Origin of the sequence: Bifidobacterium eulemuris (assembly GCF_014898155.1) — a bacterium.
Classification (GTDB): domain Bacteria; phylum Actinomycetota; class Actinomycetes; order Actinomycetales; family Bifidobacteriaceae; genus Bifidobacterium; species Bifidobacterium eulemuris.
This window is the reverse complement of sequence record NZ_CP062938.1, coordinates 2,578,302-2,592,042: the sequence shown is the minus strand read 5'-3', so window position 1 is coordinate 2,592,042 and position 13,741 is coordinate 2,578,302. Positions and strand designations below refer to the sequence as shown.

Annotated in this window: 15 protein-coding genes; 6 read left to right on the top strand and 9 right to left on the bottom strand. The window is 58.9% G+C overall.

Going from position 1 to position 13,741, the window contains the following annotated elements; all coding sequences use genetic code 11:
• Positions 1–307 precede the first annotated feature (307 nt).
• Positions 308–556, bottom strand: coding sequence for a DUF2442 domain-containing protein (locus BE0216_RS10605; RefSeq protein ID WP_094637787.1), 249 nt, complete (start codon positions 554–556; stop codon positions 308–310).
• A 14-nt stretch (positions 557–570) separates the two neighbouring features.
• Positions 571–828, bottom strand: coding sequence for a DUF4160 domain-containing protein (locus BE0216_RS10600; RefSeq protein ID WP_193042861.1), 258 nt, complete (start codon positions 826–828; stop codon positions 571–573).
• Positions 829–1,036: 208 nt separating this feature from the next.
• Here BE0216_RS10600 and BE0216_RS10595 point away from each other — a divergent pair, with 208 nt between their 5' ends.
• The gene (locus tag BE0216_RS10595; protein WP_226805655.1) at positions 1,037–2,311 is read left to right on the top strand and encodes an integrase catalytic domain-containing protein; all 1,275 of its coding nucleotides are present in this window, start codon (positions 1,037–1,039) and stop codon (positions 2,309–2,311) included.
• Between the two features lie 185 nt (positions 2,312–2,496).
• On the opposite strand, the gene BE0216_RS10590 is transcribed toward BE0216_RS10595, so the two are convergent.
• Entirely contained in the window at positions 2,497–3,135 is a 639-nt protein-coding gene (locus BE0216_RS10590; protein WP_094637704.1) for a TetR/AcrR family transcriptional regulator, read from the bottom strand.
• A 129-nt stretch (positions 3,136–3,264) separates the two neighbouring features.
• Between BE0216_RS10590 and BE0216_RS10585 the strand changes: the two genes are divergently transcribed.
• Together BE0216_RS10585 and BE0216_RS10580 are read left to right on the top strand one after the other, a co-directional pair.
• Entirely contained in the window at positions 3,265–3,537 is a 273-nt protein-coding gene (locus tag BE0216_RS10585; protein ID WP_094636788.1) for a FitA-like ribbon-helix-helix domain-containing protein, read from the top strand.
• Entirely contained in the window at positions 3,534–3,974 is a 441-nt protein-coding gene (locus BE0216_RS10580; protein WP_094636787.1) for a type II toxin-antitoxin system VapC family toxin, read from the top strand. The genes BE0216_RS10585 and BE0216_RS10580 overlap by 4 nt, the downstream gene beginning before the upstream one ends.
• A gap of 62 nt (positions 3,975–4,036) precedes the next feature.
• On the opposite strand, the gene BE0216_RS10575 is transcribed toward BE0216_RS10580, so the two are convergent.
• Both BE0216_RS10575 and BE0216_RS10570 read right to left on the bottom strand, forming a co-directional pair.
• Positions 4,037–4,276: a hypothetical protein gene (locus tag BE0216_RS10575; protein WP_143249343.1), complete on the bottom strand. Its 240-nt coding sequence runs from the start codon at positions 4,274–4,276 to the stop codon at positions 4,037–4,039.
• 65 nt (positions 4,277–4,341) lie between these two features.
• Positions 4,342–4,875 (bottom strand): methylated-DNA--[protein]-cysteine S-methyltransferase, encoded by a 534-nt coding sequence (locus tag BE0216_RS10570; RefSeq protein ID WP_094637706.1) that lies wholly within the window; start codon positions 4,873–4,875, stop codon positions 4,342–4,344.
• 173 nt (positions 4,876–5,048) lie between these two features.
• Between BE0216_RS10570 and BE0216_RS10565 the strand changes: the two genes are divergently transcribed.
• Complete coding sequence (locus tag BE0216_RS10565) at positions 5,049–6,224, top strand: ATP-binding protein (RefSeq protein ID WP_158217251.1); 1,176 nt, start codon at positions 5,049–5,051, stop codon at positions 6,222–6,224.
• A 30-nt stretch (positions 6,225–6,254) separates the two neighbouring features.
• Here BE0216_RS10565 and BE0216_RS10560 read toward each other — a convergent pair whose 3' ends face one another.
• A complete protein-coding gene (locus BE0216_RS10560; RefSeq protein ID WP_094637708.1) occupies positions 6,255–6,635 on the bottom strand; it encodes a hypothetical protein in 381 nt (126 codons plus the stop codon).
• A 179-nt stretch (positions 6,636–6,814) separates the two neighbouring features.
• Between BE0216_RS10560 and BE0216_RS10555 the strand changes: the two genes are divergently transcribed.
• Positions 6,815–7,480 carry a response regulator transcription factor gene (locus BE0216_RS10555; RefSeq protein WP_094637709.1) on the top strand — a complete coding sequence of 222 codons (666 nt, stop codon included), beginning with the start codon at positions 6,815–6,817 and terminating at the stop codon, positions 7,478–7,480.
• Complete coding sequence (locus BE0216_RS10550; RefSeq protein WP_094637710.1) at positions 7,477–8,820, top strand: sensor histidine kinase; 1,344 nt, start codon at positions 7,477–7,479, stop codon at positions 8,818–8,820. Before BE0216_RS10555 ends, BE0216_RS10550 begins: the two co-directional genes overlap by 4 nt.
• Positions 8,821–8,961: 141 nt before the next feature.
• On the opposite strand, the gene BE0216_RS10545 is transcribed toward BE0216_RS10550, so the two are convergent.
• The 3 genes from BE0216_RS10545 to BE0216_RS10535 all read right to left on the bottom strand — a co-directional run bounded on the left by BE0216_RS10545 (position 8,962) and on the right by BE0216_RS10535 (position 13,658).
• Positions 8,962–10,608, bottom strand: coding sequence for a glycoside hydrolase family 43 protein (locus BE0216_RS10545; RefSeq protein WP_094637711.1), 1,647 nt, complete (start codon positions 10,606–10,608; stop codon positions 8,962–8,964).
• Between the two features lie 168 nt (positions 10,609–10,776).
• Positions 10,777–11,994, bottom strand: coding sequence for a glycoside hydrolase family 5 protein (locus BE0216_RS10540; RefSeq protein ID WP_094637712.1), 1,218 nt, complete (start codon positions 11,992–11,994; stop codon positions 10,777–10,779).
• Between the two features lie 110 nt (positions 11,995–12,104).
• A complete protein-coding gene (locus BE0216_RS10535; RefSeq protein WP_094637713.1) occupies positions 12,105–13,658 on the bottom strand; it encodes an MFS transporter in 1,554 nt (517 codons plus the stop codon).
• Positions 13,659–13,741: the final 83 nt, after the last annotated feature.

Sequence of the window (13,741 nt, the reverse complement as noted above, 5' to 3'; positions counted from 1 at the left end):
TTGATTTCATCATATCGGCGGTTTAAACTTACGCCAAATCACATTTCACTTATATAGAATTTATTACAGACATGCATCTTCCTTGCTGGCACGCTATTCTAGGAATAGGATGAGGCACGCCTCATCCACGTCGCATAAAGCCGTGCGTGAGTCGAAATTATATGAGTGACATGCAAGCATGCATCACAGTCACGCCAGGAAGGGCGATATGCTATTCAGCACTTCGCCCCTCTTGGACATAGCCTTTCCTTTAAAGGCAGATGACTCCTGCCCACAGATTAAGCCCATCACACACATAGCACATCCGTCACGCAACGGTCATATCCGAACGTACGCGCTCGGCAGCAATATCAATATCGCCAAGCCACGTCGGCACGCCAAATATAAGTCGAACATCATTAAAAACTTTGGGAGAACGAATCTGACGGTACACCCCGCGATCCATATACGATGACATGTCGAACACGCCCGACGTACCATCGGAACATTTCACCTTCAACCGATAGTCCGGCAAAGGCTCGCACTCTACGACTTTCACACCATAATCGACTGACATAATAATACCCTCACCTATCTAAGAGGCTCAATTGTGAACGGACGCTCAAGATTTGAGGCAAGTTCCCAGTTAGCTTCCAATTCCTCGCTATGCAGCAATACCCATGCTTCAACCAGTTTCCGTTGTTTACGAGGCAACTCACCATTCAGCATCTCGCCGTCAAACGTAAACGACGCTTCATGACCTTGATACCGCGCATGAATATGCGGTGGATTATGATCTGCCGTATTCAGCGAGATAATAATGCCAAAAAACATGCTGATTACAGGCAACTATGCCACCTCCTCCTAAGTCTAGATATGAGCCAGACCCAATTGAGAATAATCATACTAGAGCGCGCGTTCACGTAATGATGCACCGACGTTCGTCGTAATGTTTGAGCGCGAAATTGGATTCCGTTCGTCATAAATAATGAGCGCGAAATCCCGCGCGGCCCGCGTCGTTCGCGGGGATGCTTGCCTTATGGAAGGCAGACTGGACATGGCCACGAGAAAACGGCTGACGAACAGGTTCAAGGCGGAGTACGCCAAGGGCGACAAGAAACAGAAGGGCGAGATCCTCGACCGCCTCGAGGCCGTCGGGATGGGCAGGTCCACCGCCCGGCGGCTGCTCACGCAGGCGGAGAGGGAGAAACCCGTGAAAGGCGCGGCGCGGGGCAGGCGGCCGAAGTACGACGCGGGCGCGCAGCGGCTGCTGGAGCGCCTGTGGCTGCTCATGGGCATGCCGTGCGGCCCGTACATGAAGGCCATGTTCGACCAGTGGATTCCCGCGCTCCTGGCGAACGGCGAGCTCGACGGCATCGACGGCGACGCGCTGGACCAGGTGCTGGCGATGAGTCCGTCGACCATCGACCGGCGGCTCAGACCGCTCAAACAGGCCGCCATGCCGAAGGGCGCGTCGCTGACCCGGCCGGCCGCGGAGCACATGCGCAACTCGATCAGGATCCGCAAATGCACCGACGAGACAATCCGCGTTCCCGGCCTGGCCGAGGCAGACACCGTGGCCCACTGCGGGCCCAGCATGAAGGGCGAGTTCGCCCGCACCCTGACGATGGTGGACTACGCGACGAACTGGACCGTGAACGTCACCGCCCGCAACAATGCCAAATCCAACATCAAGGCAGCGGTCGCCACCGCCCTGCCGCTCTTCCCGTTTCCCGTCACCTGCTTCGACTCCGACAACGGCGTCGAGTTCATCAACGACGAGCTCGTCGACTGGCTGCTCGAACAGGACATCGAACAGACCCGCAGCCGCCCGTACAGGAAGAACGACCAGGCCACCGTCGAGTCGCGCAACAACCACGTCGTCAGGAAATACGCGTTCCACTGGCGCTACGACACCGCGCAGCAGCGCGAGCTGCTCAACCGGCTGTGGGCGAAGACCTACGTGCTGCTGAACCTGTTCACGCCCACCCGCAAGCCCGTGCGCGTCGACCAGGGGCGCGACGGGCGCAGGAAGACCGTGTACGACGAGCCCCGCACCCCGTGGGCGCGCGTGCTGGAGCACGACGCCGCCGACCGCGCCGCCGGGGGCGGCGGATACGTCGTCGACGACGCCCGCCGCCGCATCGAGGGGATCATCGCCGCCACCAACCCCGCCCGCCTCAACCGCGAGATCGCCGTCATCCAGGACGAACTCGAACGCGTCAGCCGGGACCGCACCGAGGCGATGGCCCGCCGCGCCGGCCTGGACATGGGATACTTGGGAAAGGCGATCGAACGCATGCGCGCCGACGCCGGACAAAACGACAAATAGATCGCAGGCACCGTTTCGCGCTCACCCATTACGACAAACGAACAACGATTACGCGCTCACTTATTAATGACGAACCTCGTGCACAGGTCGGGGCTGAATTTCGACCCATACCTGCCGCATGGCTAGAGACTTTCCGCGACGCCCGAAACGATCAGTCTCACCTAATTCGCCACCGCAACAAACGCCTACCGGTATCCATCCCACATCGGCGAGGGGAACAGCATGCGCTCGAATTCCAGCCATTCGTCATACAAGTCGATCGGCGGGTCGCTCAGCCAACGCAGCTGCACGCCATCCATCGCCTCCATCGCCCTACGTACAATCGGACGCATGGACTGATCCCAGTCCCCCATCTGCGGCGGAATCTCCCACGAATACAGCGAATAGACCTGCCAAATCTGGTCGTTACGCCCGCTGAATTCGTCATACAGCGGGTGCCCCGGATTGAGAGCCTCGGTGTGCAGCACGGAGAACAGACGCACCATCTCGCGACGCTGTGCGTTATGCCGCACCAGAAAACGCAGATACGACGGAAACCGCAGGTGCTCCGGATCACTACCCGGCAGCTTCGATTCCATGAACTCCTCCACCGTGCCAGAAGTGGCGTAGTAGTCGGTGAACGTCATCGCCAACATATTGTCCTTGCTGCCCACATAACGCAGCAGTCCCTGTTTGGAGATTCCCACCTCGTCGGCGACATCCTGAATCGAAATACCATTGAAACCGCGTTCGCCGATCAGACGCACCGCCGCATCAAGTATCTCGCGCTTACGCTCCTCAGGCGACTTGCGCACCCGCTTTCCGCTGTTCTCCGATGTAGGCATACTACGCAAGTCTAGCCAATCCTCCGCACCTCGACGTGCTTCATGTTTTTGAGCGTGAAACACGTCGTGAACATCTAAGAAATCCCACCTTTTGATATCATTGTGATATCAAACCTAAGGAGGGGCATTATGACCACATCACTGTTGATTCGCAAACTTCCCGAAGACGTCAAAGAGACCCTGGCCAAGGCGGCAAAAGCCAACGGCCGCTCCACCGAGGCGCAGGCACGCTCCGTACTCGAGGAGTTCGCCGCCTCATGGGTGGAACAGCCGAAGGAAAGCATGTACGACTTCTTCACGAGAATACGGGAGGAAGTTCTTGAGGGAGGTATCGACGAGGACGAGTTCCAGCCCATGCCCCGAGACAAAAACGAACAACCAAGGCCGGTGGATTTCGAATGAACGGCAAGCCCCACCGCATCCTGCTCGACACCAACGTGGTCTCGGAACTCTACAAATCACAGCCAGATCAAGCAATGGTCGACTGGTGCGAAAGCATCGACCTTGACGACACCTTCATCAGTTCCATCACCATCATGGAGCTCATGTACGGCATGTGGCGCATGCCGGCGGGAAAGCGACGCACTCTGCTGTCCAACGCGATCACCCGCACCTTACGCAGCTATGAGCGGCGTATGCTGCCGTTCGACCTTGACGCCGGCATACGATGCTCTCTTATCCGAGCCGACCTGGACGCACACGGACATCCTGTCGGATTGGCCGATGCGCAGATCGCCGCCATCGCCCAAGCCAACGACTGCACCATAGCCACGCGCAACACCAAGGATTTCCAGCACACCGGCGTCCCCCTCGTCAACCCATGGGAGACCGCCGCATAATCCTTCGCAGATGAGACAATCACCGACGCAAAGTCACGCCACCGGCGTCACGGCATTGGAGTTCAGACGATCCAGTAAATCTGCCCGGCAGAGACGTTCCATGCGCGCAGTTGCAGCGCCGCGACCGCACGGTAAGCGTCGCGCATGCGTCGTTCGAGTTCGGCGCTTGCATCAGCCGAACCGCCGACGCCTACAGCAAGTTCGCCGCATGACGCGGCCCACCGGTTCTCGATACACCACTCGCCGACCGCCACAGGAACATGAAGCGCCGCACCTCGGATCATCAACTCGTTGAACCCCACGAACACCCATCACCATGCCGCCCTCCGTGGAATATCCGATTCCGCGATGCCTGCCACAACACGTTCTACAATGCCGTACCCTTCTTGGGAACATACAGCGCGTCCATATCCGCATGCTCCAGTTCGAGCAGCGCGACTTTCCGCCGTACTCCCCCAGCGTAGCCCGTCAGGCTGCCGTCGGCACCGACGACACGATGGCAGGGCACGATAACCGAAATATGATTATGTCCGACCGCGCCTCCCACGGCCTGGGATGAGAAGTGCGGCAGGCCGCGTTGCTCAGCGAGCCGCTGGGCGATCTGACCGTAGGTGACGGTCCGCCCGTATGGGATGGTTTGCAGAATCTCCCACACCTCACATTGGAATGGCGTGCCCACGAAATGAATCGGCGGCTGGAAATCAGGCTCCTTACCAGAAAAGTAGACATCCAACCAACGTTTCGCTTCGGCGAGCGCGGCGGTCTCCTTCTCTTCGACGGAAGTCGCCAGATTGTGGGCGTAGTACTTCTGTCCATCGAACCATAGGCCCGTCACGCCGATATCGTCCGCGGCCAGCAGAATGTCACCAAGCGGCGATTGATAATGGCAGATGTATTGCATATGACCGCCCCTGTCTCTTCTTTACTAGGATTTTAGTATAGAAATATCTTCCACCAGCGGTCAATCCATCAACGAATGAAAATAATTTTTTTATTCTGTCGGTTATAGAGTATAATTGAAAAAGATTTTATTTCGAGAGGTGCAGGATGATCGAGCGGCCGCATTACCTAGATATGCTGAAGCCTTGGAAAGACAAGGATGTCATCAAAGTCATCACAGGCGTGCGACGCTGCGGCAAATCCACGCTGATGGAACTGTGGAAGCGTTATCTGCAGGAGCAGGAGGGCATCGACGCACGCCACATCATTCACATCAATCTCGAACTGCTCGAAAACGAGCCGCTCCTGGAGTACCACGCGCTCCACAATGAGATTCTGAGCCGGTGCGCCGACGATGCAATGCATTATGTGCTGATCGACGAAATCCAGAATGTGCCGGATTTCCAGAAGGCCGTCGACAGCCTGTACGTGCGCCCCAACATTGATCTGTATATCACCGGGTCGAATGCCAATCTGCTCGGCGGCACATTGGCCACCCTCCTATCCGGCCGATATACGGAGATCTCGATGCTGCCGCTATCGTTCGCCGAATATCTCACCACGCCCACAAACACCGGAATGTCCCAGCAACGTCGGTGGTCGAACTATATCCACGATGGCTCGTTTCCCGCGGTCAATGAGCTGGACGGCAACGACAATCTCATACACGATTACCTCGATGGCGTGCTCAACACCATTCTGATCAAAGACGTTTCGCAACGTATCAACGCGAACGCCTCATTACTGCGGACCTTGGTGGTGTATCTGTACGACAATATCGGCAATCTGACCACGCCCCGCAATATCGCGAACACACTGACCTCGATGGGTACCAAAGTCTCCACCCCTACCGTCAGCGCTTATCTGGAAGCACTGGAATCGGCGTTCGTGCTCTATTCCGCGGATCGCTACGACGTCAAGGGCAAGCGCATCCTCAAACGAGAAAAGAAGTATTACGCAGTCGACATGGGATTGCGCCGAATCCTATGTTCGAACAATGTTCGCGACACCGGTAGAATTCTCGAAAACATCGTATATCTCGAACTGCTTCGCCGAGACAAAGAGGTATTCGTTGGGCAAGGACCCACAGGCGAAATCGATTTCGTCACCAATGGCCCGCAAGGACGACGATACTGGCAGGTCTGCGAATCGGTGAACAATCCGGAGACTCTTGAACGCGAATTGTCGTCATTCTCCTCGATCCGCGACAACTACCCCAAAACATTGATCACCCTCGATGACGTACGCCCCACCTCACATGACGGCATCCAGCAGGTCTATGCGCTCGATTGGTTGGCTGCGGGCAAGTAGCGTCAGCGGCGAGACACCGACGCCGCGACACTACTTATCCCCATATTCGCCGCCTCTGGCCATTACGACAGCCAGCACCACCAAAGCGGCAGCACTCGACAACCATTTCAGCACGTCGATCATCATGTCGTAGGAATCGCCCCATTCCATAAACCGCAGTCCCCAAGACAACCACGACAACAGATACACCGACATCGAAAGAACGACATAGGATCTTGGATATCGTCGTTCCAAATAGATGAACGCCACGGACCATACGCCCAGCACCGCCCACAACACCATCCAGGTCGAAGATCCGAACGGCAACGACTGTTGAGCCGTCACAGGCAACGTCGCACAGATGTTCATTCCCACGACAAGCGCCGCCGTCACGACGAGATACCCGCCCCATTCTAAAACATATCGTTTCATCCGAACACCTCCGCAATCACTTTGCGTTCCAACCACCGCCCCGTGTTCGGGGCACGAACCAATACGTCTCCCGCACAAGTTGAGCTCATGATAGGCGTTCGCAAACAGCCGCCACAAGCGAACTCATAATAACTTGGAGGCTCGGGCAGGATGAAGAGACACCTGTCTACAATGCAGGTATGAGTCCAACGTCGGAACCAGCCACGCGCATCGGCATACTCGACAATGACCGATGCGCCCTCGACATGATCGCCATGCTCGCGGAACGTGAACACGGCAATTCAGTCATATGGAAAACCACCAACGCCCAGCATGCGCTCGAACACTGTCTATTCGATCGCGAACAGCCGGATATCATCGTGCTCGACATCTCACTGAACGGCATCTCCGGCATAGAGGTCTGCCGACGCATTCGCGCGCGTTCCGCCACAATCAGCATTCTGTGCGTCACCGCGTACCCGCTCACCCACTATCAGACCCAGGCGATCGAATCAGGCGCGCAGGCACTGCTCAGCAAGGACCGTCTGCTATCGCCGATTTTCCAAGAGACGCTGCATGCGCTCAGTGACGGACAGCCCTACCCGCCCGGACAAGGTTTTCTGCCCGTCGACCAAGCCTATGAGCGGCTGCTCAACATCCAATCCTCGGTACGGCAGTCATTGACCGCACGCGAGCGAGAGATACTCGAATGCTACGCCGAGGACCTCACCACGCGCGAAATCGCCCAACAGCTTCGGGTCTCCGAAAACACCGTGTTCTCCCATCTCAATCATGCGATGAAGAAGATGCGACTTCACGGCAAAGCGGAGACGATTCGCATGTTCAAACGGATTCGCGAACAATGACCAGTCCACAGCCGCACCACCACACGCTCCCCTCGATCTCGAGGTGGATAAGCTTCCATCTGCCGTTCATCACACATCGATGGATAGCGGCCTTCGCGCTTGCTTCCTGCGCGTTGAACATCATCGTCTCGTTTGCCGCCGTTCATCTCACGAATCCAACCGCGATGCAGATGACGTCTCCGGCGATTCCGTACCTGCTGTTCATGCACGTTTGCGTGCTGTCTATCGCATTGTTGCCGGTGGCCGGCAGCTGCACGACCATAATCGTCTGGTGCGTGGGAGTCCTTCAGCCAACAGCCGCCACAGGAATGCCGTTCACGCTGATCTTCAGCGTATGCCTTGCCATCGCGGCGCTTGAATACTGTATGGAGCCTGCGGGATTCCCAACCGCCATCGTTGCCGGAATCATCGCCGCCCTCGGCACCAGCGTGGAACGCATCGATTCTTCGGAACTTGTGCCAAGTCATGAGCCGATGAACCTGATGCCCATCACCGTTCCTCTGTTTCTCTGTGTCGCGCTTTTCGCGCATCTGTTGACCAGAAAAGAGCAACTCGATGCGCTTGGCAATGCGCTACGCAGAAAATCGGACAACGAACAGACATCCCGCCTGCTGCATGACTCCATATCCAACGAGGTGACGGACGCCATGCTCCTGCTTGACGATGCTATGGGGACGGCGCAGGACGAGCACGCATCCCTGCGCATACAGCAGGCTCGCACGCATCTGCAGCAAGCCCACGCGCACACCCACGAACTCATCGCACTGCTCGACTCCGATATGAAGGATGCCGAAGCCGCTACAACCGCCGGCTTCTCTCGCTGGGACTTCGCCCTTGCCGGCCCCGCCTCCCCCGCTTCACACAGAGCGGACGCCGCTAACCGCATAAGCCGAGACGACCTGCTTGCCGTATTCCAAAGGATTGAAGGACAGCAGACCAAGGCCTTCACATCGCTTGGATTCGACGGCGAGATTCTGCTTCCGCATTCGCTGGCATGCGCCCACTATGCCAGCGATACCGTCCATCTGCTTCAGGGGCTTTTCAACGAATGTTGCGCGAACGTACGCAAACATGCCGATCCGCGATACGGATACGTCATATCGATCGAATCGGAGTCAAACCGTTTTCTCTTGCGTGTGAAGGACGTTCCTTTGCACGAGAAAGATTCATCATCCGGCGACCATATCGGAAACGCCCACCCGTCCGCATCCATTGGTCTCCGTCTCCACACCGGCTTGCGCCGATACGAGGCGGAGCTCCGCGCTATCGGCGGCACGCTGACCACACAGGATGAGAACGGATTCTGGACGTTGGAGGCCAGCATTCCCGCCATACGATAGTCCTACAACCATCATGAGAATCCGCAGAAGTCTTACTTCAGCGCTCAAAACAAACACAAGAAAGCGCCGCCCGCGACGACTGATCGTCGGGAGCGGCGCTTAGGTGCGGCCCGTCAGAAGACGGGCACGCGGACAGCCACGTCAGGCGACGGGCTTGGACTCGTCGGCCTGGTAATCGAAGAAGTCGAAGTCGGCGGTGCGCTCGTGCAGCGAGGCGTCGGTGACGGCCACGCCGACCATCGTGCCGGTGAACTCGCCGAACTTGCAGTACTCGTCGGAGAAGGTGGTGGTGTCGAACTCGGGTCCGATCTTGGTCCAGTTCTCACCGTCGTAGCCCCACTCGAACCAGGTGCGGCGGCCTTCGATGTTCAGGCGCATGTAGATCGCACGGTCCTCGACGGCCACACGGGTGTCGAGCATCTCGGTCTTCTCACCGTTCTCCAGTCGCACCAGCGAGATGGCGGCGCCGCCGAGCGTCTCCGAATAGTACTTGCGCAGGAAGATGTTGTTCATGTTGTCGTAGTAGATGGTGAGCCCCGCGGAATGCTGGTAGACCTCCGGGGAGAACTCCATCTTCGTGGTCACCGTGGCGTACACGCTGGTGAGCTTGCGGGCCACGAGGCTTGTGCGGTTGAGCGAGGCCAGCGACTCCTGACCGCGCACGCGCAGCCAGCCCGGACGCTCGATCACGTTCGCGAAGGTGGTGGGCATCAGGCGCGGCGAATAGTACCAGTTGCCCAGCTTGTCGCCGTCGAAGTCGTCGAACGCGGGGATCTCGGGCATCGGCACGTCGGGCAGATTCGGCTCCTCAACCTGAATCTTGGCGAGATTCGAACCGTCGGCCATACGCAGCCAGCCGTCCTCGGTCCACGTCATCTTCTGGATGGCGGTCTCACGGCCGAGCGTGCAGCGCAGTTCGGGCGCGAACGGACGCGAGGTCAGATGCACCAGGTAGGTCTCGCCGTTCGGCAGGTCCACATAGGAGCCATGGCCGGACTTCTGCAGCACGGAATCCGGATTGTAGTAGCGGGGCTTCAAGTGGTCGTCATCCGCGCGCTCGTTGGATTCGACCGGCTGCGAGGTGACGATCGCACCCTGCGGATCCGGCTCGTACGGGCCCCACACGTTGCGCGAGCGGCCCATGGTGACGGCGTGGTTGTAGCCGGTGCCGCCCTCGGCGCACATGATGTAGTACCAACCGTCGCGCTTGGTCAGATGCGGAGCCTCGATGCAGCCGCGGTCGGTGGCGCCGCGCCAGATGCGCTTGGGGTAGCCGACCACATGCTTGGTTTCGGGATCGTATTCGACCATGCAGATCACGCCCGGCTTCTCGTAGCCTTCGCGGGTCTCCCATTCGAGCGAGACGATGTACTTCTTGCCGTCGTCGTCATGCAGGATGGACGCGTCGAAGCCGGAGGAGGTGAGGTAGACCGGCTCGCTCCACGGGCCTTCGATGCTCTTGGACTTGATAAGATAGTTGTCCACGTCGAAGTAGCGGGCGTTCATGGAGTTCATCACGCCGTAGATCACGTAGAACATGTCCTCGTCCTCGTTGTAGGTGAGGCACGGCGCCCAGATGCCCTTGGCGGAGGGCAGCTTGGTGAGGTTCGGCTCGGTGTCGTCGGTAAGCACGTGGGTGAGCAGCTCCCAATGCTTCATATCCTTGGAATGGTAGACGGGGATGCCGGGGAACCATTCGAAGGTGGAGACGGCCACATAGTAGTCGTCGCCTTTGCGGCAGATCGCCGGGTCGGGATTGAAGCCTTTGAAGATCGGATTGAGCAGCATTGCGTTTCTCCTTGGGTTGCGTGATTGGTTGCGGTGGTGCGGTGTCCGCCGGTGGGTGGGATGTTCTATTTATGACACGCTCCGGGCCGCTCAGGCCAAGTCTTTACGGTCCTAAACAGAACATCCCACCCACCGGCTCGTTACGTTGTATGAGCCAGCTGCGTCCGACTATTTGTGGTTGGCGGGGGTGGGGAACCAGTCTTGGGCGATGCAGCGGCCGAGATCCCATGCGTCCCAGCCGATCCAGCCGGGGGTGTTGACGGTGTCGGTGAGCAGCTTGTAGTTCCAGTAGTAGTGGCCCAGGCCTTGGCTCCACGCCTCGAGCTGGCTTTTGGCGACGCCTTGGTAGAGGTCGCGCTTCTCGGCCGGGGTGAGCGCTTCGACCTGCGCGCCCTCCTCTCCGTTGAGCACGCTCTGGCCGCCGTGGGTGTCGACGCCGCAGCCGACCGAGTTGAACAGGCACCACTCCCCCACGATGACGGGGAAGTATTCGCTCATCTCCTTGATCATCGGCGCGTAGGTGTTGCGCACGAAGTCGTCGTAGCCTTCCACGGTCTGCGGGCAGCCCATCATTTCGGCGGTCATCAGGTACTGGTGGGTGTCGAGGATCACGTTGACGAACTCGGGTGCGAGCTTGCCGTCCTCGCCGCGCATGAAGTCCTTCCACTGCCAGATGTCGAAGCCGTCGTGGAACACCACGGCCTTATCCTCGGGCAGCGCGCCATGGTCGGCGTCGCGCAGGCGATGGTAGGCGGTGACGTAGAAGTCCTTGAGCCAGTCGAATTCGATCGGGCCGGTGCCTTCGGCGAGTTCGGGATCGACCGCCTTGTAGCGCTCCGTCACGTTCATCAACGACCAGGAGGTGGTGGTGTTCGGCTCGTTGATGATTTCGATGCCCATCAGTGCTTCGCGATCGCCGTAGCGCTGGGCGAGGCGTTCGAGCACGGTGAGCACGAATTCCACCTCGTCGGGCAGTTGCGCCCACTTGCACACGCCGGAGATGCCGCCGTTGTCGAAGCCGTTCTGGCTCAGCGGCGCGGTGTGCAGGTCGATGAGGATGGTCAGACCGTACTTCTCGGCCCAGTTGAACGCCTTGTCGAGTTCGTCGACGCAGCCGATGAAGGGGGCGCGGTCGCCGAAGACGAAGTACGGCACGGGGATGCGCACCGAGTTGAGGCCCCAGGACTTGATGGTGGCGAAGTCGCGTTCGTTGATGTATTCCGCGCGGTGGGTTTTGATGCGGGCCTCATAGACCTCCGGCGAGAGCTGGGTGGGCAGATAGTATTCGTCATCCGCGGTGGTGCCGTCGAACAGAGCCGGGTTCATCCACTTCTCGAGGACGAGCCAGTTGCCGAGGTTCACGCCGTTGATGGTCTTGATGTCCATGTGCACTCCTTCGTACTCGTGTGACCACTTTCTATTACCTAGTAATCACTTAGTTATATGATAATACATTCCAGCGAAAGCGCAACTTCGCAACAAAAAGTCGTGTCGGATCAGGCCATGGACTCCTCCATCCGCAGACGCTCCTCCGGCGAGATCCACTCGCCGCCGGCCGCTTCCACCGCGGCCTTCTGCGAGGCGACGATCTTCTCCTGGTCGGCCTTCACATGCTTCTCGACCCCAAGGAAAACCATCAGCACGGCGATGATGGCGTAGCAGACGATCTCCCCGCCGAGATAGGTGCCGGTGAGCACGGCCTGCACCGCCCCGCTTTGCTCCGGCAGCGACGCGTCGTAACCGCCCGCGACGAGCAGCGCGTTGATGATGCCGTTGCCGAGGCCTGTCATGCCGACCATGATCGAGCCGTACACCGACATGGTGAAGCCGTCGGAACGGAAGCCGTTCTTGGCCTCCAAGTGGTCGAGCACATCGGAGAGCAGGGCCAGAGTCACGTACATGGCGGGGATCGAACCGATGCCTTTAAGCACCACGCCCGCGCACACGACGGTGAGGTTGTGCACGTCAAGGAAGCTCACCGACCCGCCCAGCACGGAGATCACCATACCGGCCACGATGGCGTTGCGTTTGCCGAGCTTGCTGGCGATCGGCCATGCGACCAGCATGCCGATGGCCGTGGGCACGCCGCCGATCAGACCGAGCAGGCTCATCACGGTTCCGGCGGAGGCCTCGTCGGTCACCCCGTCGAACATCCAGCGCGAATAATAGCTCATCGAACCGTTCTTGAGCATGCCGGAGAACTGGAAGAACACGAAATACAGGATGATCAGCCACCAATAGGGCTCGCTCACGCAGCTGGCGACCTGCTTGCCCAGCGGCACCTTCTGCTCGACGATGCCGAGTTTGAAGTTCTCCTCGGTGATGCGCTCGCGGGTGTGGTAGTACTCGATGAGGATGCCGAGCACGGTGACCGCGCACAGCACGACCATGAGGATGCGCCAATGGTCGTAGCTGGCGACGGTGTCGATCGACCCGTCGGTTTCGACGAACAGCCAGCTTTGCAGCAGCACCGGCACCAGGATGCTCGCGCCCACGCCAACCGCGGCCACCATCGACGCGTTGGAGAAGGTGGCCAGCAGGCCGCGCTGTTTGGAATCGCGGGTGGAGAGCGCCACGAAGGAGCTGTGCGAGGCGTAGAAGAACGGGTAGGCGACCGCGTAGTAGATGTTGTAGCTCAGCGCGATCCACACCATCTGCACGGCCGGGCTCGCCTGATACGGGTCGGAGAGTAGGAACACGATCGCCACCAGCAGCAACGGGGCGGAGATCAGCAGATAGGGACGGGCCTTGCCCTGCGAGGTGCGCGTGTTGTCGATCAGGTGGCCGACCCACAGGTTGCCGACGATGACGAACACCACGGAGATCATGGGCAGCAGTCCGGAGAAGACGCCGAACCGTTGGACGTCGGTCCAGCCGAGCACGTCGGAATAGTAGCGGTTGAGGTAGGAGCCGAAGATCGCGTTGGAGATGAACGCCAGGAACGGGCCTACGAGATAGCCCAACACGGCTTCGGGGATCTTCACGTCCGCGGACGTGACGCGCGTCGCGACAAGAGGCGAGTCGAAGAAGCGCTGCAGTTTGGAGGTCATGATCACAAAATCCTATGGTTCAGATGATGGTTGAGAAGGCCATACGGCCCGCCGCCAGGAAAAAGGAATGAAAACCGACGGGC

Bases quoted from the DNA above. Each gene is read 5' to 3' on its own strand.
- BE0216_RS10585 (WP_094636788.1), top strand. From the start codon at position 3,265: ATGACCACATCACTGTTGATTCGCAAACTTCCCGAAGACGTCAAAGAG.
- BE0216_RS10595 (WP_226805655.1), top strand. From the start codon at position 1,037: ATGGCCACGAGAAAACGGCTGACGAACAGGTTCAAGGCGGAGTACGCC.
- BE0216_RS10565 (WP_158217251.1), top strand. From the start codon at position 5,049: ATGCTGAAGCCTTGGAAAGACAAGGATGTCATCAAAGTCATCACAGGC.
- BE0216_RS10535 (WP_094637713.1), bottom strand. From the start codon at position 13,658: ATGACCTCCAAACTGCAGCGCTTCTTCGACTCGCCTCTTGTCGCGACG.
- BE0216_RS10550 (WP_094637710.1), top strand. From the start codon at position 7,477: ATGACCAGTCCACAGCCGCACCACCACACGCTCCCCTCGATCTCGAGG.
- BE0216_RS10555 (WP_094637709.1), top strand. From the start codon at position 6,815: ATGAGTCCAACGTCGGAACCAGCCACGCGCATCGGCATACTCGACAAT.
- BE0216_RS10570 (WP_094637706.1), bottom strand. From the start codon at position 4,875: ATGCAATACATCTGCCATTATCAATCGCCGCTTGGTGACATTCTGCTG.
- BE0216_RS10590 (WP_094637704.1), bottom strand. From the start codon at position 3,135: ATGCCTACATCGGAGAACAGCGGAAAGCGGGTGCGCAAGTCGCCTGAG.
- BE0216_RS10540 (WP_094637712.1), bottom strand. From the start codon at position 11,994: ATGGACATCAAGACCATCAACGGCGTGAACCTCGGCAACTGGCTCGTC.
- BE0216_RS10605 (WP_094637787.1), bottom strand. From the start codon at position 556: ATGTCAGTCGATTATGGTGTGAAAGTCGTAGAGTGCGAGCCTTTGCCG.
- BE0216_RS10545 (WP_094637711.1), bottom strand. From the start codon at position 10,608: ATGCTGCTCAATCCGATCTTCAAAGGCTTCAATCCCGACCCGGCGATC.
- BE0216_RS10580 (WP_094636787.1), top strand. From the start codon at position 3,534: ATGAACGGCAAGCCCCACCGCATCCTGCTCGACACCAACGTGGTCTCG.
- BE0216_RS10560 (WP_094637708.1), bottom strand. From the start codon at position 6,635: ATGAAACGATATGTTTTAGAATGGGGCGGGTATCTCGTCGTGACGGCG.